20 protein-coding genes are annotated in these 24,816 nt (G+C 69.9%); 11 read left to right on the top strand and 9 right to left on the bottom strand.

Annotated features, from left to right (window positions below; all coding sequences use genetic code 11):
* Positions 1-15: 15 nt before the first annotated feature.
* From JOD46_RS08150 to JOD46_RS08135, 4 genes are all read left to right on the top strand, one after another.
* A complete protein-coding gene (locus JOD46_RS08150; RefSeq protein WP_204393228.1) occupies positions 16-1,230 on the top strand; it encodes a glycosyltransferase in 1,215 nt (404 codons plus the stop codon).
* Between the two features lie 122 nt (positions 1,231-1,352).
* Positions 1,353-2,564 (top strand): glycosyltransferase family protein, encoded by a 1,212-nt coding sequence (locus JOD46_RS08145; RefSeq protein ID WP_204393226.1) that lies wholly within the window; start codon positions 1,353-1,355, stop codon positions 2,562-2,564.
* A complete protein-coding gene (locus JOD46_RS08140) occupies positions 2,561-4,384 on the top strand; it encodes an ABC transporter ATP-binding protein (protein WP_204393224.1) in 1,824 nt (607 codons plus the stop codon). The genes JOD46_RS08145 and JOD46_RS08140 overlap by 4 nt, the downstream gene beginning before the upstream one ends.
* Before the next feature lie 10 nt (positions 4,385-4,394).
* Positions 4,395-5,507: a glycosyltransferase family 2 protein gene (locus tag JOD46_RS08135; RefSeq protein ID WP_204393222.1), complete on the top strand. Its 1,113-nt coding sequence runs from the start codon at positions 4,395-4,397 to the stop codon at positions 5,505-5,507.
* Positions 5,508-5,510: 3 nt separating this feature from the next.
* Here the strand turns inward: JOD46_RS08135 and JOD46_RS08130 are convergent, their stop codons facing one another.
* On the bottom strand, positions 5,511-6,668 hold the full coding sequence (locus JOD46_RS08130; protein WP_204393220.1) for a glycosyltransferase family protein: 1,158 nt from the start codon (positions 6,666-6,668) through the stop codon (positions 5,511-5,513).
* A 53-nt stretch (positions 6,669-6,721) separates the two neighbouring features.
* Here JOD46_RS08130 and JOD46_RS08125 point away from each other — a divergent pair, with 53 nt between their 5' ends.
* Both JOD46_RS08125 and JOD46_RS18920 read left to right on the top strand, forming a co-directional pair.
* Positions 6,722-7,177 carry a hypothetical protein gene (locus tag JOD46_RS08125; RefSeq protein WP_204393218.1) on the top strand — a complete coding sequence of 152 codons (456 nt, stop codon included), beginning with the start codon at positions 6,722-6,724 and terminating at the stop codon, positions 7,175-7,177.
* The gene (locus JOD46_RS18920) at positions 7,174-8,487 is read left to right on the top strand and encodes a glycosyltransferase (protein ID WP_204393216.1); all 1,314 of its coding nucleotides are present in this window, start codon (positions 7,174-7,176) and stop codon (positions 8,485-8,487) included. Before JOD46_RS08125 ends, JOD46_RS18920 begins: the two co-directional genes overlap by 4 nt.
* Here JOD46_RS18920 and JOD46_RS08115 read toward each other — a convergent pair.
* Both JOD46_RS08115 and JOD46_RS18915 read right to left on the bottom strand, forming a co-directional pair.
* The gene (locus JOD46_RS08115; RefSeq protein ID WP_204393214.1) at positions 8,477-9,577 is read right to left on the bottom strand and encodes a glycosyltransferase; all 1,101 of its coding nucleotides are present in this window, start codon (positions 9,575-9,577) and stop codon (positions 8,477-8,479) included. The genes JOD46_RS18920 and JOD46_RS08115 overlap by 11 nt on opposite strands.
* Before the next feature lie 73 nt (positions 9,578-9,650).
* The gene (locus JOD46_RS18915) at positions 9,651-10,739 is read right to left on the bottom strand and encodes a glycosyltransferase family 4 protein (RefSeq protein ID WP_204393212.1); all 1,089 of its coding nucleotides are present in this window, start codon (positions 10,737-10,739) and stop codon (positions 9,651-9,653) included.
* Positions 10,740-10,804: 65 nt separating this feature from the next.
* Between JOD46_RS18915 and wecB the strand changes: the two genes are divergently transcribed.
* The gene (gene wecB / locus JOD46_RS08105) at positions 10,805-11,890 is read left to right on the top strand and encodes a non-hydrolyzing UDP-N-acetylglucosamine 2-epimerase (protein WP_204393211.1); all 1,086 of its coding nucleotides are present in this window, start codon (positions 10,805-10,807) and stop codon (positions 11,888-11,890) included.
* Between the two features lie 10 nt (positions 11,891-11,900).
* Positions 11,901-13,919 carry an acyltransferase family protein gene (locus JOD46_RS18910; protein WP_204393209.1) on the top strand — a complete coding sequence of 673 codons (2,019 nt, stop codon included), beginning with the start codon at positions 11,901-11,903 and terminating at the stop codon, positions 13,917-13,919.
* A gap of 7 nt (positions 13,920-13,926) precedes the next feature.
* Here the strand turns inward: JOD46_RS18910 and JOD46_RS08095 are convergent, their stop codons facing one another.
* From JOD46_RS08095 to JOD46_RS08070, 6 genes are all read right to left on the bottom strand, one after another.
* Positions 13,927-15,087, bottom strand: a complete 1,161-nt coding sequence (locus tag JOD46_RS08095) for a hypothetical protein (RefSeq protein WP_204393207.1) — start codon at positions 15,085-15,087, stop codon at positions 13,927-13,929.
* Between the two features lie 62 nt (positions 15,088-15,149).
* Entirely contained in the window at positions 15,150-16,115 is a 966-nt protein-coding gene (locus JOD46_RS08090; protein ID WP_204393205.1) for a glycosyltransferase family 2 protein, read from the bottom strand.
* Positions 16,115-16,516 (bottom strand): GtrA family protein, encoded by a 402-nt coding sequence (locus tag JOD46_RS08085; protein ID WP_204393203.1) that lies wholly within the window; start codon positions 16,514-16,516, stop codon positions 16,115-16,117. Before JOD46_RS08085 ends, JOD46_RS08090 begins: the two co-directional genes overlap by 1 nt.
* Positions 16,513-18,009 carry a DUF2142 domain-containing protein gene (locus JOD46_RS08080; protein WP_204393200.1) on the bottom strand — a complete coding sequence of 499 codons (1,497 nt, stop codon included), beginning with the start codon at positions 18,007-18,009 and terminating at the stop codon, positions 16,513-16,515. The genes JOD46_RS08085 and JOD46_RS08080 overlap by 4 nt, the downstream gene beginning before the upstream one ends.
* Positions 18,010-18,059: 50 nt before the next feature.
* Positions 18,060-20,354 carry a hypothetical protein gene (locus tag JOD46_RS08075; RefSeq protein ID WP_204393198.1) on the bottom strand — a complete coding sequence of 765 codons (2,295 nt, stop codon included), beginning with the start codon at positions 20,352-20,354 and terminating at the stop codon, positions 18,060-18,062.
* Positions 20,351-20,836, bottom strand: coding sequence for a hypothetical protein (locus tag JOD46_RS08070; protein ID WP_204393196.1), 486 nt, complete (start codon positions 20,834-20,836; stop codon positions 20,351-20,353). The genes JOD46_RS08075 and JOD46_RS08070 overlap by 4 nt, the downstream gene beginning before the upstream one ends.
* Before the next feature lie 163 nt (positions 20,837-20,999).
* On the opposite strand from JOD46_RS08070, the gene JOD46_RS08065 reads away from it, so the two are divergent.
* The 3 genes from JOD46_RS08065 to JOD46_RS08055 all read left to right on the top strand — a co-directional run bounded on the left by JOD46_RS08065 (position 21,000) and on the right by JOD46_RS08055 (position 24,766).
* Positions 21,000-21,923 (top strand): ABC transporter permease, encoded by a 924-nt coding sequence (locus JOD46_RS08065; protein ID WP_204393194.1) that lies wholly within the window; start codon positions 21,000-21,002, stop codon positions 21,921-21,923.
* Positions 21,923-23,092 carry an ABC transporter ATP-binding protein gene (locus tag JOD46_RS08060; RefSeq protein ID WP_204393192.1) on the top strand — a complete coding sequence of 390 codons (1,170 nt, stop codon included), beginning with the start codon at positions 21,923-21,925 and terminating at the stop codon, positions 23,090-23,092. The genes JOD46_RS08065 and JOD46_RS08060 overlap by 1 nt, the downstream gene beginning before the upstream one ends.
* 381 nt (positions 23,093-23,473) lie before the next feature.
* Positions 23,474-24,766: a cell wall-binding repeat-containing protein gene (locus tag JOD46_RS08055; RefSeq protein WP_204393191.1), complete on the top strand. Its 1,293-nt coding sequence runs from the start codon at positions 23,474-23,476 to the stop codon at positions 24,764-24,766.
* Positions 24,767-24,816: the final 50 nt, after the last annotated feature.

The following is a 24,816-nucleotide window of genomic DNA, read 5'->3' as shown; positions in this document are numbered from 1 at the left end:
CGGACCGCCGGCCGGATGGTGCTGGCGCTGCCGGACACGATCGCGGAGCGCGCGTTCCCGACCGTCCTCGGCTACTCGCGGGAGGATGTGCCGCCTCCGGTCGCAGTCCCGGGCGGGGACGTGCGGCTTCTCATCGCACCGGCGAACTACGCCGAGCAGGGCCTCCAATGGGCACGCGCGGCGAGCACGCTCCCGGGCGTCGACGCTGTGAACCTCCAGATCGTCCCCGCTCGGAATCCGGGCTTCGGGACGGACGCCGCGGTGCCCAGCAGCGTCGCGGCTCACTCGCGACGCTGGTCGGACTCGCAGTGGACCGCTGTGCGCTCGTTCACCCATGTGCTGATCGAAGCGGAGCGTCCCATCCTCGGTCGCCGATTCGGCGGCGACCTGCGACGCGAGATCCACGCCATGCTCGATGCGGGCGTCCGCGTCGGGTTCGTCTCGCACGGAAGCGATCTCCGCCTCCCGAGCCGACACGCCGACGACAGTCCGTGGTCGCCGTTCACCGAGCCGGAGTGGCCGCTACGAACCGTGCTCGAGGACCTCGCCGCTGAGAACGGCCGGATCCTCGACGAGTTCGACCTGCCGGTCTTCGTGTCGACGCCGGACCTGATCGCCGATGCGCCCTCGGCGACATGGCTCCCGAACATCGTCGACGCGGCGCGCTGGGCTGCCGGCATTCCGATCCTCGAGGGCCGACCGCGGGTGCTGCATGCGCCGACCAACCCGGTGATCAAGGGCACCGCGCTCATCGAGCCCACCCTTCTGCGGTTGCAGGCGGAGGGAACCATCGACTATCGCGAGGTGCACGGCGTCCCCGCTTCGATGATGCCCGGGCTGTACGGTTCGGTCGACGTCGTTCTGGATCAGTTCCGGTTGGGCATCTACTCGACCACATCGATCGAGGCGATGGCGGCCGGCCGTCTGGTCATCGCGCGACTGGACGACTCCGTCCGGCGCCACATCGCCGACGCCACCGGCGAGGACCCGCCTGTCGTCCAGGCGGATCCCGACACGCTCGACGGGCTGCTGCGGGATATCGCCGCCCGTCCCTCGGACTACGCCGCCATCGCCGCGCGGGGCCCCGGGTTCGTGCAGCGCTTCCACGGCCCTGCGGCGGCGGCGGCGGTGCTGCGCGACTTCCTCCTCGGTCCAGGGACAGCGGCGGACTCGGAGCCGGCCCGGTCGTCCGGTCTCGGCGCGAACGAGCGCCCGCACGACGCCCGGTAGAATCGGGGCGGTGCCAGTCGCTGCGAGCCGGGCGGCCAGCCACGAGGTGTCCGTGCCACGTCCGTGGAGCGAGTCGGGCCGTCCCTGGAATACGACGAAACGGCGCGGAAGGTGAAGTTCGAGTGGCGATCCCGAATCAGTCGCGTGCGGCCCTGGTGCTCTCCTACTCCGAGATCGCGACCGACCCGCGCGTGCGCCGCCAGGTGGACTGGCTGACCGGCTCGGGCTGGGAGGTCGACACCGTCGGGCTCGGCGATCGGCCCACCTCGTCAGTCGGACGGCACTACCCGCTCGGGGCCCCGTCGCGCTGGTCGACCACCCGTGTCGGGGTGCTCGCGGCGCAGCTCGTCCTTCCGCACAGGATCGGCTTCCGTCGGCAGCTCGTCGATCGGATCCCAGCCGAGGCGAAGGAGCGCCTGCGCGTCGGACACTACGAGCTGGTGGTGTTCAACGAGACGGAGTTCGGCCCGATGGTCGGCGATCCGACCGTCTTCACCCCGCACGCGCGCTCCGCGCACCTGCACCTCGACCTGCACGAGTACCACAATCCACGGCTGCGACGGCAGACACTGGGCGGACGCCTCACCTCGGGGCACTACCGCTGGATCCGCAAGCACATCGGAGACCCGGCGTTCCGGACGCGATCGGTGGTCAACGAGCCGATCGGCCGGCTCTACGTCGAGGAATTCGGCATCGCACCGCCCACGCCGGTTCGCAACATCCCGCCGTTCGTCCGGCAGGAGCCGAGTGACGTCGACCCGGGCGAGATCCGCCTGCTCTTCCACGGTCTCGCCGCATGGCAGCGCGGGTTCACCGAGATCCTCGAGGCGATGCGCGTCCTCCCCGAGCGGTTCACGATGACGTTCATGCTCATGCCGAATCCCGCCGTGATCGACCGATTGCAGTCGCTGATCGACGCGCATCCGGCGCGTGAACGGATCACCATCGTCCCGCCTGCTCCGATGCGCGAGATCGCGCAGCACATCAACCCCTACGACCTCGAGATCATCTTCTACCGGCCTCTCGGCCGGAACCTCGAGTTCGCGCTTCCCAACAAGTTCTTCGAGGCGGTGCAGGGCCGCCTCGGGCTGGTGGTGGGCGAAAGTCCGCTCATGGCTGAGCTGGTTCGCGAGTTCGGCAACGGCGTCGTCGTCGAGGGGTTCGAGTCCTCCGATCTCGCGGCGACCCTCGGACGACTCGCCGCCGGCGACGTCGCACGGATGAAGGCGGCGTCGCACCGCGCCGCCGACGTGCTCAACGCCGAAGCCGAGGGCCGGGTCTTCCTCGCCGCGCTCAGCGCAGGCGACGCTCACGCGGAGGTGCCCAGCCGATGAAGGCGAACTGGCGTCTGTATCAGCAGGTCCTGTCGGCGTTGCCGCGTGCGGCTCGACGGTTCCTGCTGTGGTACGCGATCCTCCAAGGTCTGCTGGCCATCCTCGACGGCGCCGCGCTCGCCCTCCTGGCCGTCGTGCTCTCGCCACTGGTGGGCGGGCAGGCCGTGACCCTCCCGATTCTCGGCGAGATCTCCGGGGCCGGTGTGCTGGTGCCGCTTGCGATCGTCTGCCTGCTCATCGTCCTCAAGGGCGTCCTCGCGCTCGTGCTCTACTGGGCCGCGACGCGGCGGTTCGCCGCGTACGAGCTCGACCTCGGGTCACGCGTCTTCGAGGGCTTCACGCGCGCGCCGTGGATCGAGCGACTGCGACGAAACTCCTCCGACCTCGTCCGGATCACCGACTCGAGCGTCGCCACGACGATCGCCGGATTCGTGCTCCCGGGCGCCTCGCTCATCGGCGAGGCGCTGAACTTCGTCACGCTGCTGACGGTGCTGGCTGTGGCCCAACCGTTCATCGGCGCGATCACGCTCGTCTACCTGGGGCTCGTCGGACTCTTCCTGAACCGGCAGATCTCCCGTCGCACCCGGCAGGCTGGTCTGGTCGCGTTGCGCTATTCGCTGCGCTCATCGCGATTGATCACCGAGATGATCGCCGCGCTCAAGGAGGTCACGCTCCGCGGGATGGCGAACGACGTCGCCGCGGTCGTTCGCGACAACCGCACGCATTCCACGCGGGCACGCGCCAACGCCCAGTTCCTGGGTCAGGTCCCGCGGTACACGCTCGAGACGGCCATCATCGTGGGGATCGGGATCGTCGGCCTGGTCGGCTGGCTCACCGGCGGAATCGCCGGAGCCACGGCGGCCGTCGCCATCTTCGGGCTGGCGGGGTTCCGCATGGCGCCGTCGGTCGTCCGGTTCCAGGGTGTCCTCTCGCAGCTCAACGTGAGCGCGCCGCACGCGCAGGCCGTGGTGGACGAGATCCAGCGTTCGGAGGCGCTCACGGCTCACCTGTCGGACCGCGAATCGCTCCCGCTTCCCCAGCGCCCCTCGGTCATCCGCTTCGAGTCCGTCAGCTTCACGTACGCGCCCGACGTGGAGCAGGCTGTGAGCGAGATCTCGCTGGAGATCCCCTTCGGCTCGACCGTGGCGTTCGTCGGCGCGTCCGGCGCCGGCAAGTCGACCATCGTGGACCTGCTGCTGGGACTCATCGAACCCACCGCGGGCCGGGTGATGATCGACGATGTGCCGCTCACCGCCCTCACCGAGGCCTGGCGACGTCGCGTCGCCTATGTCCCCCAAGAGGTGTCGCTCTTCGACGCCACCGTCGCCCAGAACGTCGCGCTCACGTGGACCGGGTCCTACGATGCCGAACGCGTGCGAACCGCCTTGGACCGGGCGCACATGCTCGACGCGGTCGAATCGCGGTTCGGCGGCATCGACGGCCGCATCGGCGAGCGCGGCATGGCACTCTCGGGCGGTCAGCGGCAGCGCCTGGGGATCGCGCGGGCCCTCTACGTCGATCCCCTGGTGCTCGTGATGGATGAAGCGACCAGCGCACTGGACACCGCGACGGAAGCCGCGGTCACCCAGTCGATCGCGGAGCTGCGAGGTTCGACCACCACCGTGACGGTCGCGCACCGCTTGGCGACCATCAAGGACGCCGACCGCATCTTCTTCCTCAGCGGCGGACGCCTGGTCGCGCAGGGCACGTTCGACGAGTTGGTCCTGGCCGTACCCGAGTTCGCCACTCAGGCCGCGCTCGCCGGCCTGGCCGACCGCGCGCTGCACTCCCGTGCCGAGCTCGACGAACCGACCCGGTAGGCGCGCGGCCATGGGCGACCGGACGTCGGACCACCGTTCCGCGGCCCCTCGGGTCGATGTCGTCGTCGGCGTGCACACCCCCGAGCGTCCCGTCGAGCGGGCTGTCGGGTCGGCGTTGCGCTCGGCTGCGCCCGTCCGGGTCACCGTCGTCGCGCACAACACCGACCCCTCCGGGGTCCGCGCCAGGCTCGGCGGGCTCGCCGACGATCCGCGCGTTCGCCTCCTCGCGCTGGCCGACGGGGTTCGGTCGCCCGCGAACTCCTTCAACGCCGGGCTCGAGGCCGCCACGGCGGAGTTCGTCAGCATCATCGGCTCGGACGACGAGTTCGCCGCCGGGGCCCTCGAGGGATGGCTCGCCCTCGCCGACGACTCCCGCGCCGACGTCGTGATCGCACCGGTGCTGCGCGACGACGGCGGCATGGGCACCGCGCCGCGCCCGAGGCCGGGGCGGATGCGTTCGCTCGACGGCGACCGCGATCGACTCTTCGAACGCGCCGCGCCGCTCGGTCTCATCCGTCGACGACGGTTCGCCGATCTGCGCTTCACCCCCGGCCTTCCGCGCGGAGAGGACCAGGCCTACACGCTCGAACTCTGGTTCTCGGGAGCGCGGGTGGCCTTCGACCCGACACTGCCGGCGTACCTCGAACACGGCGACCAGCGAGACCGGGTCACGATGTCGCCCGGCAGCGCAGGTGATGACTTCCTGTTCCTGAACGCCATGGAGCAGAGCCCCGTGTTCCGTCGGATGGCCCCGGCGAGCCGTCGCGCCGTCGCGGCGAAGCTGTTGCGGGTCCACGTGATCGGCGCGATCGCATCGCGGGCACCGAAGGGGATCGACGCGACGGACCGCGCCGCCCTGGGAGAGGCGATCGAACGGATTCGAGGCTGGGCCGGCGGCGTCGAGGGCATTCTCGCCCGGCGCGACCGAGCCGCGCTCCGCGCATTCCGAGCTGGCGACGACCGCGAGCTCGAAGCGCTCCTCGGACGGCGGAGCGAGTGGCGCAGCGCGAGCGCGCTCGTGCCGGCGAACCCGCTGCTCATCGCCCATCGTCATGCACCGCTCCGGTCGATGATCGCCCAACGCCGAGTGGCTCGGCTGATGGCGTTCGCGCGCTCGCGGTGAGGCTCAGGCCTGGTCGGCCCCGGCGCCGACCAGGGCGTCAACGGCCTCGGCCCAGACCGGAAGCTGCGTCTCTGCGGAGAGCGCCCGGGCCGCGCCTGACGCAGCCTGCTTCCATGCCGCCACTGTGTTCGGCGTGAGCGTGTCGACGACCGCGCGGATGTCGTCCTTCTCGAAACCCGCGGCGACCGCTCCGAATCCATGTTCGCGCACGAGGCTCGCCATCGCGGGAGTCGGCCCGACGATCACTCCGACCCGCGCTTGGACGTAGTCGAAGAATTTGTTGGGCAGGGCGAGGGCATTGTTCGTCACGGTCGGCGGAAGTACGTGGATGCCCACATCGTGCGCATTGATCAGGGGGAGGAGGTCGTCGTGCGGGACCGCGTCCTCGACGCGCACCCGGTTGCCGAGCGACGCGGCGAGGGTTCTGAGTTCGCGGACGTACGCGGGGTCGTTCCCTGCGAGGTACATGGTGAGGGAGACATCGGCCGAGGATTCAGCGACGGCCTGCATCATCTGCTCGAGGCGACGACTGCGCAACGAGGCACCCGGGTGGATGATCCGGATCGGTGTCGCGACCGGCGAGGGTTCCATGGGCACGAACGCCGGCGAGTTCGTGACGACGCCGACATGCAGGCCGAACGACCGGTACGCCTCGGCGACCTCCGCGCCGACTGTCGTGAGGGAGGCCGCGCGCGGCGCATAGCGCCTGACGAGCCACTCGAGGTACGGCTTGCGGAGACGCACCCAGCGCGGGTTGTCATCGTGGAGACCGGGATAGTACTCGTGCAGGTCGCCGTGGACGCTGCGGCCGGGTGCGAGGTCAAGTGCGATCGGGAGGCTCTCGATGTCATTGGCGAGGATCCGGTCGGGTCGCACCCCGCGCAGCGCGCGGCGCGCCGCGCGTACGACCGGGTCCGTGCGATAGAGCAGTTCGTAGGCCCGGAGGCGGAGCAGCACGGCTTCCGCATAGAACCGGGCACGTCGTCGCAGGCCGGATACCGCAGGAACGGGAAGGCTGATATGGCGCTCGACTCCACCGACCGCGGGTCCCCATCCGGCCGTGATGACGCGGTAGCGATCGGAGAAGAGGGTGATCTGGCGACGGAGACGGGCGTCCTGTTCGAGTCTCGAGAATGACAGGATGAGCAACGTGTCCGTCATCGCCGTCCTCTCGAGGGCACTCGCCCGTGATGTGCGGCTAGACTAACGCGGCGATGTCTGGGTTCGAAAATCCTGAGGTGCGCCCGGCGCGCGTGATCGTCCTGTCCCCCAACGGTCTCTATGACGAGCAGTCGATACCCGGCCTTCGCCGCGGTGACTCGGTGCAGGTGATCACCTTCGAACGGGTCGCGCAGACGGAATCGATCGTCCTCACCCGCCCGATGGGCTTCGTCGACCGCCTCGCTCGTCGGGTCTCCCGCAGCGGCCTCGGACGCGAACTCCTGAGGTTGACCGCGCTGGATGCGGGCGTGCGTTTCCATCGCGCAGCGCGACAGGATGAGCGCGTGGCACGGGCGCTCGACGAAGCGCAACTCGTGGTGGCTCCTGAGCGCGACGGCGCACTGGCCGCCTGGCATGCCTCCCGGGCAGCGAGACGACGCGGACGGGCGACGACCACGGTCTTCGGCTATCCCGCCGCGCGCGCGGCGCTCGAGCGAGCACGCTCGTGAGCGCCCGTCCGCACCTGCTGTACACCGCCTGGAGCTTTCCCCCCAGCCGCGCGGGCGGAGTGTATCGCGCCCTCGCCACCGTGAACGCGTTCGCGGAATCCGGATGGGAGGTGACGGTGCTCACCGTCCCGCGACGGCTCCTTGAGGAATCCACCGGCACGGACGAACGACTCGAGGCGCGAGTGCACCCGCGGGTCCGCGTCGTGCGCGTCGATGCCGACGTCCCCGCGTTCCAGAACGACATCTCGGCCTGGCCCCGGCGGCGCGCACGTCATCAGGAGATCTGGAAGCTCTCCGACCTCTGGCGGGACCTCGTCCGGTTCCCCGAGCCGAACTACGGCCGGTGGCGTCCGTCGCTCGAGCGCGCCGCCGAGCAGGTCCACCGCTCGCACCCGGTCGATCTGGCGATCGGCACCGCGAACCCGCACGTCGACTTCATTCCCGGATGGCACCTCGAGCGCCGGTACGGCGTGCGGCATGTGATGGACTACCGCGACGCCTGGCAGCTGGATGTCTTCTCCGGCCGGAAATTGATCACGGCCATTCCCGCGGTCGGGCGCTGGGAGCGCCGGATGATGTCGACGGCCACCGAGATCTGGTTCGTCAACGAGGCGATCCGCGAGTGGCACGCTTCGACCCACCCTCGGCAGGCCGCACGGATGCGGGTCGTGCCGAACGGGTTCGACGAGTACGAGGCGCCGCTCGCGGTCCCGGTGCGCGACGATCGGGCGTCGGGCCTGACGTTCGGCTACATCGGCACGATCTCGCCCAAGGTCCCGCTCGTGGCACTGCTCGACGGGTGGCGGATCGCGCGCGCCTCCAGCCCTGAGCTCGCAGGTGCACGGCTCGCGATCTACGGGTACCTCGGTCACTTCGGCGGGGCCGACGCCGGCTTCGCCGCCGCACTCGAGCGCGCGCGCGACGACGGCGTCACCTTCGAGGGGCCCGTCAGCAAGGCGACGATCGGCGAGACGTATCGCGGGCTCGACGCGCTCGTGCTCGCGCTCGGCACCGGACGGTTCGTCACGAGTGGCAAGGTCTACGAGTACCTCGCCACCGGCGTGCCGATCGTCTCGGTGCACGATCCGTCGAACGCGGCGACCGAGGTCCTGCGTAGCTCTCCCGCGTGGGTCGCGACCCGATCGCTCTCGCCCTCCGACATCGCGGAGGCCCTCGCCGGCGCGGCCCGGATGTCGGCCTCGCAGACCGACGGCGAACGCAGGGCGGCGCAGGAGTGGGCCAGGCGCTTCGAGCGCCGACGCCAGCTCGCGCCCCGTATCGCGGCTCTCGAGGCGCTCGTCAGCCGCTGATCCCCCGCGCGGCTCTCGCGAGCGCGTACGCCTCGAGATACCCTTCCAGGACGCGGTGACCGTGGAAGCGATCGCCGATCGTGGCTGCGACCCGCTCAGGGACCAGCTCGCCACGGCGACGCCGGATCTCCTCGACCGCGTCCGCGTACGCCGCCGGAGTGCGAGGTCCGACGAGGACTCCGTTGTCGGGCACGATGTAGTCCCGCTGTCCTCCGCGTGCTCCCATGACCACGGGGCGACCGTGCGTGATCGCCTCGAGGGCACTGAGGCAGAGCGTTTCGCCCTTGGTGGGGAGCAGGAAGACGTCTGCCGCGTCGAGGGCTGCGGAGACGCCATCGGAGTCGAGGGCGCCGAGCAGCGTGAGGCGGTCACCCTCCCGGGTCGCCTGCTCGAGGGCGGCTCGCATCGGACCCTCGCCGACCCACGTCAGATGGGCCCCGACGCCACGCCGAGCGAGTTCTCGCACCGTCTCGAGCGCGAGCAGCGGGCCCTTGCCCTCGACCAGCCCTCCGACGGCCACGAGTCTGATCTCGCCAGGGTCGTTCGGCGGTGGGACGAGGGACGCCGGCGGAACGATCGACGGAACGACGGAGATCGGGCCTCGACGATATCGGCGGACGCGGTCGGCCAAGTAGGTGCTGACCGTGGTGACGACGTCCGGCCGCCGGAGCAAGGGGGCAGTGAGCCGGAAGATCGCACGCCCGCGCGGAGTCAGACCGCTCGGGTCGGCCACTCCCGACCAGTGTTCGCTGTGCACCCAGGGCCGCGCCACCCTTCTCCCGGCGAACGCCATCAACGTCGTGAAGGCGTGGGTGTGCAACAGGTCGGCGTCCTCGATGGTCCGGGCGAGCACGCCCGCGACCCGTCGGCGGTCGAACGGATCGGTCCGGTCCATCACGATCCGGCGAATCGGCACGGCAGCGGCGCGATCGGCCACTGCGTCGGCATCGGTCACCCGGCCAGGGGGGACGAGGTGGACCACCTCGACGTCGGCGGCGGTCGCGATGAGCTCGGCATCGCGGCGCACGAACACGCCGGAAACCGGAGCGGCGACGCTCGGGTACCACTCCGTCACCATCACCACGCGCACGCGGACACTCTAGCCAAGCTCCCTGCGGGCGGGCGCAGCGGTCACCATGCCGGCCGCGCCGCTTCGGCCCGACTCACCGGACGTCGGCACCGGCGACGCCGTATGCCGCCTCGAGCCCGGCGCGCACGGCAGCAGGCGTGAACCGCCCGGCGACGGTGGCGGCGATGTCGCGCGCATCGAGTCCCCGCACGGATTCGCGCACGGCCAGCACGGCGTCGGCGTACGCTCGCCCGGTCTGCTCGTGGACGAAGACGCTGACGGACGGGGCGGCGTAGTCCACGGCGCCCGTCTCGGCACCGCTCACGATCGGTCGCCCGTGGCTGAGCGCCTCTGCCGCGACGACGCAGAAGTTGTCGCCCTGCGTCGGCAGCACGAAAACGTCCGCCGCGTCGAGCGCGGCGCCCACCCCGGCGTCGTCGAGCACTCCGGTGAGGTTCAGGCGGTCGGCCACACCGAGGGCGGACGCCTCGGCGAGGACCTCATCGCGTTGGGGTCCTTCGCCCACCCAGGTCAGCCGGGTCTCGCAGCCCGCCTCGACCAGGTACGCGAGCGCGCGCACTGCGAGCAGCGGCCCCTTCCGCGGGATGATGCCGCCCACGCCGACGAGCTCGAGCACATCGCCTCGCGGCGGCTCGGTCACGGGTGATTCCCCGACGATGCACGGGACGATCATCGTCGGGCCGGACCGGTTCGCCTGGACCGCCCGGGCCAGCCGTCGGCTCTCGGCGACCACGACGTCGGGCAGGTCGAGCGTGCCGAGCAGCATGCGGCGCATGACCCGCTCGGCCGGGCGCAGCGTCTCCGGAGCGGTCAGACCGGACCAGTGCTCGGAGTGCACCCACGGTCGGTTCGCGGGTCGCTTGCCGCGCCAGGGGATCAGACCGGTCAACGAGTGGGTGTGCACGACGTCCGCAGAACGGGACGCCTCGGCCACCGTCGCCCGGGCACGCCGATAGTCGCCCGGGCGTGCCCGCGACAACGGGACGCGCGTGAGCGCGAACGGGCCCTCGTGCGTCGCATCGGCGCGGGCGCGCTGCCAGTCCAGATGGAGGACCGTGACCTCGTGCTCCTCGCCGAGGGCCGCGGCCTCGCGGGCGACGAAGCGCCCTGATGCCGACGCATCGGCGGTCGGGAACCACGGCGTCACGATGAGGATGCGCACCGTGCAACGGTACCAATCACCCGTCCGCGCACGGGCCCGCGCGCACGTCCGTACACTGGACTCCCGTGAAGATCGTCAGCGTCGTCGGCGCGCGCCCCCAGTTCGTCAAGCTCGCTCCCATCGCGAAGGCCGCGACCGCGGCATCCGTCGACCACGTCATCGTGCACACGGGACAGCACTACGACCCGATGCTCTCCGACGTGTTCTTCGACGACTTGGGCATCGGCACGCCCGACGTGCACCTGGGAGTCGGCAGCGGATCGCACGGCGTTCAGACCGGGGCGATGCTCGGGGCGCTCGATGCCGTCTTCGACGAGCACCGGCCCGATTGGGTGCTGGTGTACGGCGACACGAACTCGACCGTGGCCGCAGCGCTCTCGGCGGTGAAGATGCACCTGCCGGTGGCCCATCTGGAAGCCGGCTTGCGCTCCTTCAACCGCCGCATGCCCGAGGAGCACAACCGGGTCCTGACCGATCACGCCGCCGACCTGCTGCTCGCGCCGACGCAGGTGGCGATGGAGCACCTCGCCGCCGAGGGTCTCGCGAACCGGTCGGTCCTCGTCGGCGACGTCATGACCGATGTGCTGTACGAGGTGAGGGACGCCGTCTCGGGCCGGCGATCGCAGCCGGTGGAGGAACTCGCGCTCGAGCCTGGGAGCTTCTACGTCTCGACGATCCACCGCGCCGAGAACACCGACGACCCGACAAGACTCGCCGGCATCATCGGCGCGCTCAGCGCGCTCGACAAGCCGGTCGTGCTGCTCGCGCACCCCCGGCTGGTGGCCAAGGCCGCTGCGCACGGGCTGGATCTCTCGCAGGGTTCGCTCATCGCGCACGCGCCCATGGCCTACCCCGACCTCATCGCGGCGGCCGTCTCGAGCGCGGGCGTCGTCACGGATTCGGGCGGTCTGCAGAAGGAGGCGTTCCTGCTGCGGGTACCCTGCACGACCGTGCGCACGGAGACCGAGTGGGTCGAGACGGTGGAGCTCGGCTGGAACCTGCTGGCCGACACGCCCGCTGAGATCGCCGCCGCAGTGACGCGACCGATCCCCCACCAGACGGACGCCATGCCCTACGGCGACGGACACGCCGCCGAGCGCGTGATCGCGGCGCTGGCCGAGCACTCGGTCGGTGCGGCCGCCACGGCATGAGGCTGCGGGTGTGACCCGTCTCGATCGCAGCCGGTTCCGACCGGACATCCAGGGGCTGAGGGCCATCGCCGTCGGGCTGGTGCTGCTCTACCACGCCGGCGTCCCGGGCGTGCCGGGCGGGTACGTCGGGGTCGACGTCTTCTTCGTCATCTCGGGGTTCCTGATCTCCAGTCACCTGCTGGAGTCGATCGAGCGCGACGGGAGGCTCTCGTTCGGCCAGTTCTATGCTCGGCGCGCGCGCCGGATCCTTCCGGCGTCGTTCGTCGTCGCGGGTCTGACCGCCGTCGCCGTCGTCCTGTTCTTTCCCCCGCTGGGAGTCGAACGAGTGCTCAGGGATGCATTCGCCACGGTGCTCTACGTGCCGAACGTGTGGTTCGCCGCACAGAACACCGACTACCTCGCGGATCACTCGCCTTCGCCCTACCAGCACTTCTGGTCGCTCGGCGTCGAGGAGCAGTTCTATCTGCTCTGGCCCCTGGCCCTCCTCGGTCTCGCGCTCATGTGCCGTGGCCGGCGCGCGCTCGTCGTCACGGGGATCGCCCTCCTCGCGGCCGTCAGCCTCGCGGCATGCATCCTGCTGACCAGGACGAGCCCGCCGATCGCGTTCTTCCTGCTTCCGACCCGCGCATGGGAACTGCTCGCGGGCGCGCTGGTCGGCGCCGCCGTGCTCGGGCGCACCCCGCGGGTCGCGCCGTGGATCGCCGCGACCGGTGGATGGCTCGGAATCGGGATGATCGCCGCTGCCGCGATCGCGTTCGACGACGCCACTCCGTTCCCGGGTTCCGCGGCCGTGCTTCCGGTGACCGGCACGGCGGCGGTCATCTACTTCGGGACGACCCCCTCGCCGTGGAGCCCTCGCGCGATGCTCGCGGTGCGCCCGATGCAGTGGATCGGCCTGATCTCCTACTCGCTGTACCTCGTGCACTGGCCGCTGCTCGTCATCCCCCAGGCGGCGATCGGGTACGAGCGGCCGCTGCCGGTCTGGGCGACCATCGCTCTCGGCATCGTCCTGGCCGTACCGCTCGCCTGGGCGCTGTTCCGGTTCGTGGAGGAACCGATGCGCGCACCCGCGCGGCTTGTTCGTCGGCGCCCGCGGGTCACGTTGCTCGCGACCGCCGCCGTCACCGGAGTGCTCGCCCTGCTGCTCGGCGGCGGAGTCGCCTGGTCTGCCGGCCGCCAGCTCTCCGGCGGCCCCGCGGTCGAGGCCGCCCCCGACCACCCCACGTCGCCGCCGGCCGCCGCAACGTACGTGCCCGCGAATCTCACGCCCTCGCTCGAGACCGCGAGCGAGGACATCCCGGCGGTGTACCCGGACGGATGCCATCACGACGTCTCGGCCGAGTCGGTCCAGGACTGCGCGTACGGCAACCCGGACGGGAGCTTCCACGTCGCACTGTTCGGCGATTCGCACTCGGCGCAATGGCTGCCCGCACTCGAGGCATTGGCGGGCACCGATTCCGACCTGGCGATCCGCGCCTACACCAAGTCGTCCTGCCCCGCCGTCGACGTCACGGTACTGGACAAGAACGTGCCCTACCTCTCATGCGACCGCTGGCGAGCGGCGGTGATGGCGGAGTTGACCGCGAACCCGCCGGACCTCGTGGTGTTCTCCAGCTACGCGGCCTACGCCATCGACGGCGTGGACGATCCCGAGGCCCGCCTGACGACGTGGGCGGACGGCACGGCCCGTGCGGTGGCGGCGATGCGCCAAGCCGGGAGCAGGGTCCTCGTCATCGCCGACACGCCGCGCTTCAGAGCCGCACCCTCGCTCTGCATCTCATCGCACCTGGAGGACGTGCGCCCATGTTCCGCCCTTCGCGCCGAGGCACTCGACGCCGCCCAGACCGAGGCCGAGCGCACCTCGGTCGAGGCGGCCGGAGGCACCTTCGTGGACCTGACGCCCTACCTCTGCGACCAGGTGGAGTGCCCGGTCGTCGTCCACGACCTGCTGGTGTATCGCGACGTGAACCACCTCACCGCGAGTTACGTGCGCTACCTGGCACCTGCGCTCGCGGACGCGGTCGGCTGAGGGCGGCTCACCCGGCGACGTACGCGCCGCGCTGCTCCGAGAGGTCGACCTCCTGCGAGCCGCGCTGAGGCTTCGCCACCGACCGGATCACGATCCCGACCATCGCCACGTAGAACACGAGACCGGGGATCGCGTAGCGGAACGCGGTCGGTGTGCCGTTGGTGATGTTGTACAGCGAGATCGCGAGGATCGCGCCGACGAGCAGGTGCGCCTCGGATCGCCGCCAGAACAGGACGATCCCGGCCAGCGAGACGAGGATGAAGACGAGCAGCACCGGATCGTTGGCGAGGTAGTTGTACACGTCGGTCGCCAGGATCTTCAGCGCCATCCGCGGGATGGCGAGGATCGCGCCGCCGAGCGTCTCCGCACCGGTCTGCTTGATGAACTGGTCCGCCTGGGAGAACGAGGGGAACAGGATCGCCTGGAGGACCTGGCTGCCGAGGCTCGCCCCGGTGACCACGACAGCGGGCCACATCCACGGGCTCCGCCACGACCGGCTCACGAGCATCCCGAAGAGCCAGGCCCCGAGGAACGCCCCCGCGACGATGAGGGTCGCCTGGCGTGTGAACGCCGAGGTCACCGTCAGCGCGCCCATGACGACCAGGAGCCAGGCACGCGGTTGCCGGATGTAGCGCCACGCGGCCATGAGCGTGAGCGCAGTGAGGAGCGCCGAGAGGGACTCAGTGAGCATCGCGCCGTTGTAGAACACGAGGTAGGCGCTGGTCGTCACCATGAGCATGACCGCCACCGCCGGCACATTGCCGACCCGACGCATCAGCAGCACCGTGAGGACGATGATGAGGGCGAGGGAGATGAACGCCGTCGTGACCGCGAGTCCGATGGGCCCGAACGCCGCGACGAACGGCGTCGCGATCGCGGAGAGGACGACCCGCGGTTGGACGAGCCCCCACTCGAACATGCGCTCGACGCCGGGGATCTCGGTGATGCCGTACCCCGCGGCAAATGCCGCGACGCGATCATGCGCCTCCTGGGGGCTCGCTCCGAGGAACCAGAACGCCTTGGCGAGGTAGTGGGCCGAGTCGGGCGCGTACAGCGGGCGCGTGCGGACCATCGAGACATAGCCGACGACGAACCCGACGAGGACGATCGCCCACGCGAGGATCGACGCGGAGTGGCCTCGCCACCGGCTCGCGGATGCGGTGGTCATGGTGGAGTCTCCTTGGGTGGTGGCGGCGCCGACGAGCGCCGCCCGGCAATCAGGACTGGGGCTCACGGCTCGGTGGCGAACGGCTCGAGGTCCGGCGTCGACGGACTGGCCTGGATGTCGAGCTGGAGCGCACTGATCAGCATCTGCGTGCCCAGCATGAGCGGAAGGGCGGCCAGCATCACGGTCGCCGCGGTCGCGACGACCGAACCGGCGATCTGGAAGCACACCCAGATCGCCACCGCCAGGCCGAAGGCGACGAGGGCCAAGCCCAGGATGAGCAGCAGCGCGATCGGAGAGAAGGACCAGAGGACATAGCGATACCAGATCCGGCGCCAGAACCCCCGCGTGAGCAGCGACACGAGTTCCGGGACGACCTTGCGCAGGCGGATGCTCGAGACCTCGGCGCCGTAGACGGCGGGGATGGGCACGTCGACGGCCGAGACCTGGAGGATGTTCAGGTGGATGAGCAGGTCGTTCTCGAAGCTGTAGCGCGGTGCGACCCGGTCCAGGTCGATGCGGCGAAGGACCTCCGTACGGATGGCCGTGTAGCCGTTCTGGGGATCGAACAGATGCCAGTATCCGCTCGCGAGCTTGGTCATGAACGAGAGCGCGATGTTGCCGAAGATCCGGTGCCGCGGCATCCCCCTGAACGACTCCGGGGAGAAGAATCGGTTCGCCTTCGCGAAACCGTAGCCGTGGGTCGTCACGCGCTCGAGCAACGCGGGCAGGTGCGCCGGGTCCATCTGCGCGTCTCCGGCCATGACCACGTCGACATCGGCTCCGGCGGCCATCGCCGCACGGTGCCCCGTGATGATGGCGCCCCCGACGCCCGTGTTCGTCTCGTGGCGGATCAACTCGACCCGCGGGTCGGCTTGCGCTGCAACCGCCTCGCTCGTGCCGTCGCTGCTGCAGTCGTCGACGATCACGATGTGATCGACGAAGGCGGGCATCGAGGAGATGACCTTGCCGATCATCCGCTCCTCGTTGTACGCGGGGACGATCGCGGCGATCCGTGCACCTTGGAACATCACGCCTCCCGGACGCTCGGCGAGTCGGTGGGCCGATCGGCGGCGAACACCCACCACCGGTATGCGAAGTAGTTCCAGACGGTCGTCGCCGCGGTCGCGACCACCTTGCCGATCGCCCACCCGGCGGCCGTCTGGTCGATCAGCGACACGATGACGGCGGTCGCGACCGTGTTCACCGCGACCAGGATCGTGTACCGGACCAGCGCGCGGCCGTGCGGCGCGTGGGACATGAATCCCAGGGTGCGCTGGATCGTGTACGTGAACGCGAAGCTGACGAGGAACGCGACGCCCGCAGCCCAGGCCGTCGGCCAGCCGAGCACGTCCCTGAGGACGAAGAGCAGGCCGAAGTCCACGGCGAAGGCAAGGAGACCGGCCAGGAGGTAGCGTCCGACCCCGCTCACGCCGCGACCGATCGCCGGGAGCCGGAGAAACGGGCGATCGCCCAGAGCACCAGGCCCACGCACCCTGCGAACGCGATGGTGCCGATGGCCCACACCACCATGGGCGTGATCGGCATGTCCCACCACCACTCGACATGGCGGTTGAGGTTCCAGTCGGCCACCTCGTCGCCCGAGATGTAGCGGCGGATGTTCGTGTGAAGCGCCACCGCGTTGGCGAGCGCGAGTGCGACGCCGACCACCCAGAGCTGCGTCCGTGTCGGATCGATGAGACGGCCCGGGAGCTGCAGCAGCGCGACCCCGCCGAGCATGACCATGAGCGGGAGGATGTACCGCGGCTGCACCTCGGCACCGACGATGACCCGGCTCTGCACGAGCACCCACACGGGAACGAGGATCAGCGCGACCCACAAGATGGCGAGAGCGGTCCACTTGCGCCAGGAGATCGAGCGCAGCCCCAGGAAGCACACGGCGGCGAACACGCCGAGCGACGAGGCCCAGACGATCGCCGGCATCTCGGTGTCCAGCCATCCGAGCTGCCAGGTGCCGAACACGCCGGCCCACAGCGAGGGCACCTCGGTCAGGTTCCGGAAGATCAGGCCCGGCAGGTTGAGCTCGGACGGGTGCGAGCTTCCCGTGAGCCCGACCGAGAGCACGCTCGACTGCCGTGCGGCGAAGAAGGCGATCGCGGCGAGCACGCCTGCCACGGCGAACGGCAGCACCGAGAAGAGGTACCGGCGCGACCGCTCGGCCGCGAGGACTGAGGCGACGACGATCCCGATCCCGGCGTAGACCGCCGCATCCGCCCGCGCGCCCGCGCCCATCGCCATCGCGAGCAGTGCGAGCCCGAGCAGGGTCCATCGTCGCCATCCGTCGGCGACGTAGTAGCCGTAGGTCGCGAGCCACACCGTACCGCCGCTGATGATCGCCCACGCGCTGGGGTTGTTCGAGGCCAGGAGGAAGACTCCCAATGGCACCAGTCCGATCAGCCACATCCACAGCGAGGCGGACTTCAGGCGAAGCGGGAGCAGGAGGTACAGGGCGAGCGCCATGCCGACGAAGAGGACCGCATTGACCATTCGGAGTCCGATCACCGACGGCGCGTCGAACGTGTCGCCCGCGATCAGCCCCATTGTCACGTAGTACACGGGCGGGTACCCGCCGGCGTTGATGCGATCGGTCGTCGCCATCCGGTCGGGCGAATCCGCCGTCGAACAGGCCGCACTCACGTCGCCCTGCCACTTGAAGCACTCGGCCGCATTGGCGAGCGTCTCGGGCACGAGCCGCTCCGTCGGCTGGTCGGGGATCGTCTCGCACGTGCCCTCGATCTCGCCGGTCGAGCACCAGATATTGGCCAGGTGGAAGTCGTCGTCGGGGCTCGCGCCGACGGGAGATGCGAGCGCCCACGCTCCGAGGGCGACGAGCGCGAGCAACGGCGTCACGACGAGCAGGAGGAGTGTGCGGGCAGACGTCTGCCCCGTGGATGGCGCGGGCACCCGACGATCCTAGCCGCCGGGACCGCCGGTTCCCACGAGACGCCGACGGCTCACGCGGCAGGCCCCGTCGGGATCAGCGCCGCGAACTGCGGAACGACATCCAGCCAGCCCCGACCGCCATTCAACTCGGTGAGGCGAGCCATGGTGCGGATCGGACGCTTCTGCCCGTCGACGAGTTGGTACACCGAACCGTCGGGCGTGCGGATGAACTCGTTGGCGTCCTTGCCCTTCTTCAGGAGCGCGCAGGCGTACGAGTCGAGCGCCAGGTAGCTGAACGGGTAGAGACCCACCTGTGTCGGGTCGACGCGATGGACGGTGCCGCCGGCGCTGACGTAGGTCGTGGTCCCGCACGTGAGGCCGAATCCGAGCAGCTTGTCCGCTCTCGGGTACGCATCGAGCCGCGCCTTCGTGGTGTAGCTCCACCCGGTGATCCCGGCCTGGTTGGAATAGAGGAAGCTCGAGATGGGCACCTTGTTCGTGATGCCGTTCACGTACCAGACTGTCGCGTCCTCGGGCGTGCGGACCAGGGTTCCCGCGACGAGGGCGACCGGCCCCTTCGACAGTGCGGCGATGATGCGATCCGCCACCGTCGTGATCTTCGGCGTGCCGCCCCCGGCCAGGGCGACCAGCGCATCCCACGAGCCCACTGGGAGCAGCTGCGTCGACGTGACGAGGTAGACCGTCGCCGAACTCGGCGACTTGATCGCCGACCCGGCCACGATGGAGCCCTTGAGCGGGTAGGAATCGACGAACGCCTGCGTGACCGTGACGAACGGGGCGGCGCCGCCGACGGCTTTGGCCGACCACTCGTAGCGCCCGCCGTCGCTCAGCACCTGGTTCACCGTGCCCGACGGGGGTCGGACCACGCCGGCGAAGGGCGACGCGGCGTTGGGGATCAGGGCGAGGCTCTCGGTGCGCAGCGCGCCGGCCACCCGAGCCGGCAACCCGAGCGGCGCGGTGAGCGAACCGTCGATGGCGTGCTCGGCCCCCGCGGCGAGCAGCGAGTACGAGCTCGAGCCGCGACGCACGGTGTAGGCGGAATCACGGATCACCGGTTGCCCGAACGGCAACGCGGACACCGCGGACTCGGTGAGGACGTTGTAGCCCGAAGGGATGCCCGCGGCGGTCTGGGACGCGTCGTCGAGGATCTCGCGCTTCTGGCCGGCCTTGATCCAGTACCGGCTGCCCGCGGTGGTGCCGAGGACGGCACGCAAGGTCGGCCCGGTCGTGAAGGCGGAGATCTGGGCGTCGGTCAGTTGCACGTAGCCGTCGGTCGTGCACGAACCGCCGTAGTCGACGACCTGGTCGCACGAGGTGAACGCGAGCTTGATGCCGGCGTCGTAGAAGTAGATGGTGCCGTTCTCCGAACGGAGCACGCGTCCGACCTTGTGCGCTGTCTGGAACTTGTCCAGGTACGACTGGGCGACGAACGTGACGTTGCCGAGCGGCGCGAGCGCGGAGAGGATCTCCAGGCTCGGCACGGGGTACTTGTAGGTGCCCGAGGTCAGGTACACCGTGGCATCCGTCGACGAGCGGACGAGGCTCGAGACCGTCGTCGTCGGTCCGAACCAGTCGGTGTGGAGCCGCCAGAAGTTGCGGTTGCCGTAGGCGCTGCACGAGTCGCCGGTGCCGTAGAGGTTGGCGAGCGCCGCGGCGTTCGGCTGGTACGGCGTGTAGTTGTACAGGCCGGCCGTCGCCTGGTTCTGGATGAAGACCTGGCTCGATCCGCACGCGGAGTTCGGGTTGTACAGGATCGTGTTCCACCGGCCCGCGATGTGGTTGTAGCCGGTGGGGTTCGCGGCGTAGCGCTTGAACTGGAGCGCCGCCATGTACACCTGGTTGAAGAACCCGTAATAGAGCGAATCGCACGCGGAGGTGTCCGGACATCCGTAGCCCGTGGCCGATCGGTACTGCGTGCTGGTCGGGGAGCTGTCGGTGACGAGGCTCTGCTCCTTCTCGAGGAGCACGATGAGCGACTTCTGGCTGATGCCGCACGCGATGCCCACCTTGGCGATGATGGTCGCGGCGGTCTCGTTCGATGCCCCCGTGTACGCGTCGCACCGGCCCGCCTCCGCCGCCCGGTTCGACGTCGTCTGGCGATAGTCCTTGAGGCAGATGTACCCGCTCGCGCAGGTCGGCACCTTCGAGTTCAGGAACGACTGGACGGCGGCCGCCGACATCGCGGCGCCGTCGAAGAAGATGGCGTCGCTGATGATGTTGCCCGCCTTGAAGTCGCTCGCGACGGCGGCGTCGGCCTCGGGGGCGCGAGTGGTGTCGACTGCCGCCACCAGGCCGATGGCGAGCAGCGCGCTGACGGTCACGGCGATGATCCGGCGGATGTTCACGGCACCTCCAGGGTGGTCGGCTCGGAGATGACGTCCGCCGCATCCGACCGGTAACCGAGCTCCACCGACCAGGTACCGGAGGAGAGTCGGTCGATGGGAATGCTCGCCGCGCCGCACGAGGTCGTCGAGCGGTCGGCGATCCCCGTGGTCTCGGCGCGCACGACGGTGCCCGTCGGTCCGGTGAGCTCGAAGGTGCACGCTCCGCCGTCCTCGATGATCCCGCTGACGTAGCCGGAGACGGTGGCATTCAGGCCGTCGACATCGACGCTCGCGATCGTGATGATGGCCTCGAGACCGGGTCCCGGGGTCTCGGTCGCCGCCGGCTCCGACGTGGCGGTGGGCGGGCTCGAGGCGGGTGCAGACGACGGCGACGGAGTCACTCCGTCCATCGTGCAGGCGGCGAGGGTCAGCGGAATCGTCGCCGCCGCGACCCACGCGGCCACCCTGCCGACCGTCAGCATGCGCGCACCCCCCGTCGTCACCGACGTGCTCCTCCGTACGGTACCCGCCCGCGACGGCTACGCTTGGGAGCAACACGTCAGGTTTCCTCGCCTAGACTCGACGCGGCCCACAGCACCCCTCGACGGAGTCCTCCGTACGCCGGGCCCCGACGAACGCCCCGGCGCCCCCAGGAGAAGAGAGCAGATGGAGGCAGAAAGTCTCACCCGCGCCCAGCGCATCGCGCTGGAGCCGCTGGAACCCGTCGACCGCCGAGTCGGGCCGTTCCGCGGCTTCGCCCGCTCCGTCGGCGAGATCTGGGACAACCGCTATCTCCTCGTCCTGCTGGTCCGGCGCGAGCTGAAGGCCAGGTACAAGAACAGCTCGCTCGGCGTGGTCTGGAGCCTCTTCCGCCCGCTGGTGCAGCTCCTGATCTACTACTTCGCGATCGGCCAGATCCTCGGTGCCGCCCGGTTCATCCCCGATTTCGCGATCTTCGTCTTTATCGGCCTCACCACGTGGGGGCTGTTCAGCGAGATCGTGTCCGGCTCGACGACCTCGCTCATCGTCAACGGCGGTCTCGTCAAGAAGGTCTACCTTCCACGAGAGATCTTCCCGTTGAGCGCGGTCGGCAGCGCGTTGTTCAACTTCGCGGTGCAACTGCTCGTGCTGCTCGTCGCGATCGGGCTGCTGTCGACGTTCCCGGCCGACAGCCGGTTGCTCCTGGCCCCGTTGGCCATCCTGACGCTGATCGTCTTCTCGGTTGCAGTCGGGCTCGTGCTCTCGGCGTGGAACGTGTACCTGCGCGATACCGAGCATCTCGTCGACATCGCGCTCGTCATCCTCTTCTGGCTCTCGCCGATCGTCTACTCGTACACGTTCGTCCAGTCCACGTTGGGCGGCAGTTGGCTCCAGGAGCTCTACCTCGCCAACCCGGTCACGATCTCGATCATCGCGATGCAGAAGGCGCTGTGGAACGCGGGCTCGACCGCGACCGGCGATCTCGCGCAGGCCTGGCCCCCCGACCTCGAGCTCCGCCTGGCGATCATGCTGCTCGTGAGCCTCGTGCTGCTCTGGTTCGCCCAACGCCTCTTCGCCCGCGTGCAGGGCAACTTCGCCCAGGAGCTCTGATGACCGAACCCACCATCGTCAGCGTCAAGGACGTCTCCAAGCGCTTCGTGCTCCACAAGGACAAGTCGCTCAAGGAGCGGATCGTCAACTTCCGGTCGTCGCGCCGGCACCGAGACGACTTCTGGGCGCTGCGCAACGTCGACCTCGAGGTGCCACTCGGGTCCACCGTGGGCCTCGTCGGCCACAACGGTTCAGGCAAGAGCACGTTGCTCAAGGTGATCGGCGGCATCCTCGAACCGTCGAGCGGCACCGTCGCCCGGCGCGGCCGGCTCGCGGCGCTGCTCGAGCTCGGCGCCGGCTTCCACCAGGACCTCACGGGTCGCGAGAACGTCTACCTCAACGCCGCGATCCTCGGCCTCTCACGGAAGGACACCGACCGGTACTTCGACGCGATCGTCGACTTCTCGGGCATCGAGTCGTTCATCGACACCCAGGTCAAGTTCTACAGCTCCGGCATGTACGTGCGGCTGGCGTTCGCCGTGGCAGTGCACGTCGACCCCGACCTCCTCCTGGTCGACGAGGTGCTGGCGGTCGGCGATGAACCGTTCCAGCGCAAGTGCATGGAGAAGATCGCGCAGTTCCAGTCGGAGGGGCGCACGATCGTCCTCGTGAGCCACTCGGCCGACCAGGTCGGCAGCCTCTGCGACCGCACCGTGGTGCTCCATGCCGGTGAGATCCAGCACGACGGCGACACTGCCGAGGGCCTGCGCGTGCTGCGCGCCGGGTACGAGGAGGACCGCCGCGTCGCGGCGACGATCGCCGCAGACGGCCGAGCCGAGTACCCGTACATGTTCAATTCGGTCGACTCGCGAACCACCGTGGCCGACGGGCGCATCGATGTCGACATCGACGTCGACGTCGAGATCATCGAACCGCTGCCCGGATGGGGAATCGGCATCTCGATCGAGACGCCACTGGGCCTGCGACTGTTCGAGGTGACCACGTTCGACCTCGGTTCAGAACTGCCCACCGAGCGCGGCTCCCACCGGTTGACGATCACGCTGCCCGACGTGCGCCTCGGTACGGGCAAGTACATCGTGAACCTGGGTCTCGGCGACCGCACCGGGCGCAACTTCGACCAGGCTCCGGGCGCGACCTCGTTCGACGTGCCCGTCCTGAGCCCCGGTGCGGGAACGCTCCGCGTGCAGCCGCTGATCCGCGCCGACTGACTCGCACAGCCGCCGTCCGAGCGTGCCCGCGGTGTCGCGGATCGGCGGTGCCGCGCTCGCTCGGGACCGCCGATCGGCCCCGGATCGGGGGTGTGGCGCGGCCATCGCGCCAACCCCTACGATGAGGCGCGCGGCTCGAACGCGCCGCATCCCTACGACCGAACGGACCCGACGATGGTCTCTGCCCCACCCCGCCGACCGCGCGGCGCCGCTGTGCTCGCCGCCACGATCTCCCTCATCGGAGCTGTCCTCCTTCCCACCGCCGCACAGGCGGCGGAAGCGGACCGCCCATTCACCCCTGCCGACGCTCCCACCGAGCAGTCGGCGTCGGCGCAGACCGACCCGGTCGCCCCTCGCGGCCGGTCGCTCGGACTCTCGGCGATGGATGCCTCGGCCGACTCCGCCGAGGTCGTCGGCTCGCTCCGATCCGCCGGCACCGGATCCATCTCCGGCCTGGTCGAGGAACTGGTCGACTACAACGCCAGCGCGCCACTCGACGGCGCGACGGTCACGGCGCACACCTACGACCCGGCCACGGACACGCTGTCGGCGCCCATCGCGAGCGCGACGAGCAGCGTCGACGGCACGTACGTCATCACCGGACTGGCGGCAGGCGACTACCTCCTGCTGGTGCGGGACGCGACGGCGGGATCGAAGCTGCTCCCCGAGTTCTACGCCAACCAGGTGTACGCCGCGTACGCGACCGCGGTCACCGTGGCCGACGGGCAGGCGGTCGCCGGCATCGACGAGGTGCTCGCTCCAATGCTGAGCGACTACATCGCGGGCGCTTCGCGCTACGAGACCTCGGCCGCGATCGCAGCCGAGTTCCCCGCCGATGCGAAGTGCGTGTACGTGGCGTCGGGCGCCAACTTCCCCGACGCCCTCAGCGCTGCTCCTGCGGCGGCGACGTGCGGCGGGCCGCTGCTGCTCGTGCAGCCGACGTCGGTGCCGTCGGTGATCGCCGACGAGCTCGTCCGCCTGAACCCCACGAAGATCTACATCGCCGGCGGAACGGGCGCGGTCTCATCCGGTGTCCAGTCGGCGCTCGCCCAGCTGGTCCCCGGCGCGAGCGTCGTCCGTCTGGCCGGTGCCGACCGCTACGCGACCTCGCGCGCCATCGTGAACGCCGCCTTCGGCGCGACCGATTTCGTCTGGATCGCCACCGGAGTGAACTTCCCCGACGCACTCGCCGCCAGCAACGCGGCCGCCGCCTACCGTGAGCCGGTGTTGATCGTGCCCGGTTCGGCTTCCTCCCTCGACAGCGCGACGATGACCACGATCGCGAATCGCTCGCCCATGGCGGTGGCGATCGCCGGTGGGACCGGGGTCGTGTCCACCGGCATCGAGAACCAGCTCTGGTCGCTCTACGGGAAGATCCGTCTGGCCGGCGCCGACCGTTACGGCACGTCGGTGGCGATCAACAGCTGGGCGTGGAGCGTTCCCGACGGTTCCAGCTCGGTGTTCGCCTTCGTCACCAACGGCACCAAGTTCCCTGACGCGCTCTCCGGTGCCGCCCTGGCCGGCGGCCTGGCGTACGCGCCGATGTACACGGTCCCTCCGACGTGCGTTCCCGACGCCGTCCAGCAGCACATCGCGGATCTGGGCGTCTACGAGACCTACCTGCTCGGGTACTTCTCCGAGATCTCGTTCGAGGAGCCGCTCAAGCACTGCTGACGGACGACCCGCAGCGAAGGGACCGCCGAGCGCACTCGGCGGTCCCTTCG

This window comes from Agromyces aurantiacus (assembly GCF_016907355.1).
Lineage (GTDB): Bacteria > Actinomycetota > Actinomycetes > Actinomycetales > Microbacteriaceae > Agromyces > Agromyces aurantiacus.
This window is presented reverse-complemented; position numbering and strand designations above follow the sequence as displayed.

What these genes read in the sequence shown, in the direction of transcription:
- JOD46_RS08055 (WP_204393191.1), top strand. Translation starts at nt 23,474, where the DNA reads ATGGATGCCTCGGCCGACTCCGCCGAGGTCGTCGGCTCGCTCCGATCC.
- JOD46_RS08090 (WP_204393205.1), bottom strand. Translation starts at nt 16,115, where the DNA reads ATGTTCCAAGGTGCACGGATCGCCGCGATCGTCCCCGCGTACAACGAG.
- JOD46_RS08095 (WP_204393207.1), bottom strand. Translation starts at nt 15,087, where the DNA reads ATGACCACCGCATCCGCGAGCCGGTGGCGAGGCCACTCCGCGTCGATC.
- JOD46_RS08150 (WP_204393228.1), top strand. Translation starts at nt 16, where the DNA reads ATGGTGCTGGCGCTGCCGGACACGATCGCGGAGCGCGCGTTCCCGACC.
- JOD46_RS08125 (WP_204393218.1), top strand. Translation starts at nt 6,722, where the DNA reads ATGTCTGGGTTCGAAAATCCTGAGGTGCGCCCGGCGCGCGTGATCGTC.
- JOD46_RS08140 (WP_204393224.1), top strand. Translation starts at nt 2,561, where the DNA reads ATGAAGGCGAACTGGCGTCTGTATCAGCAGGTCCTGTCGGCGTTGCCG.
- JOD46_RS08060 (WP_204393192.1), top strand. Translation starts at nt 21,923, where the DNA reads ATGACCGAACCCACCATCGTCAGCGTCAAGGACGTCTCCAAGCGCTTC.
- JOD46_RS08135 (WP_204393222.1), top strand. Translation starts at nt 4,395, where the DNA reads ATGGGCGACCGGACGTCGGACCACCGTTCCGCGGCCCCTCGGGTCGAT.
- JOD46_RS08065 (WP_204393194.1), top strand. Translation starts at nt 21,000, where the DNA reads ATGGAGGCAGAAAGTCTCACCCGCGCCCAGCGCATCGCGCTGGAGCCG.
- JOD46_RS08130 (WP_204393220.1), bottom strand. Translation starts at nt 6,668, where the DNA reads ATGACGGACACGTTGCTCATCCTGTCATTCTCGAGACTCGAACAGGAC.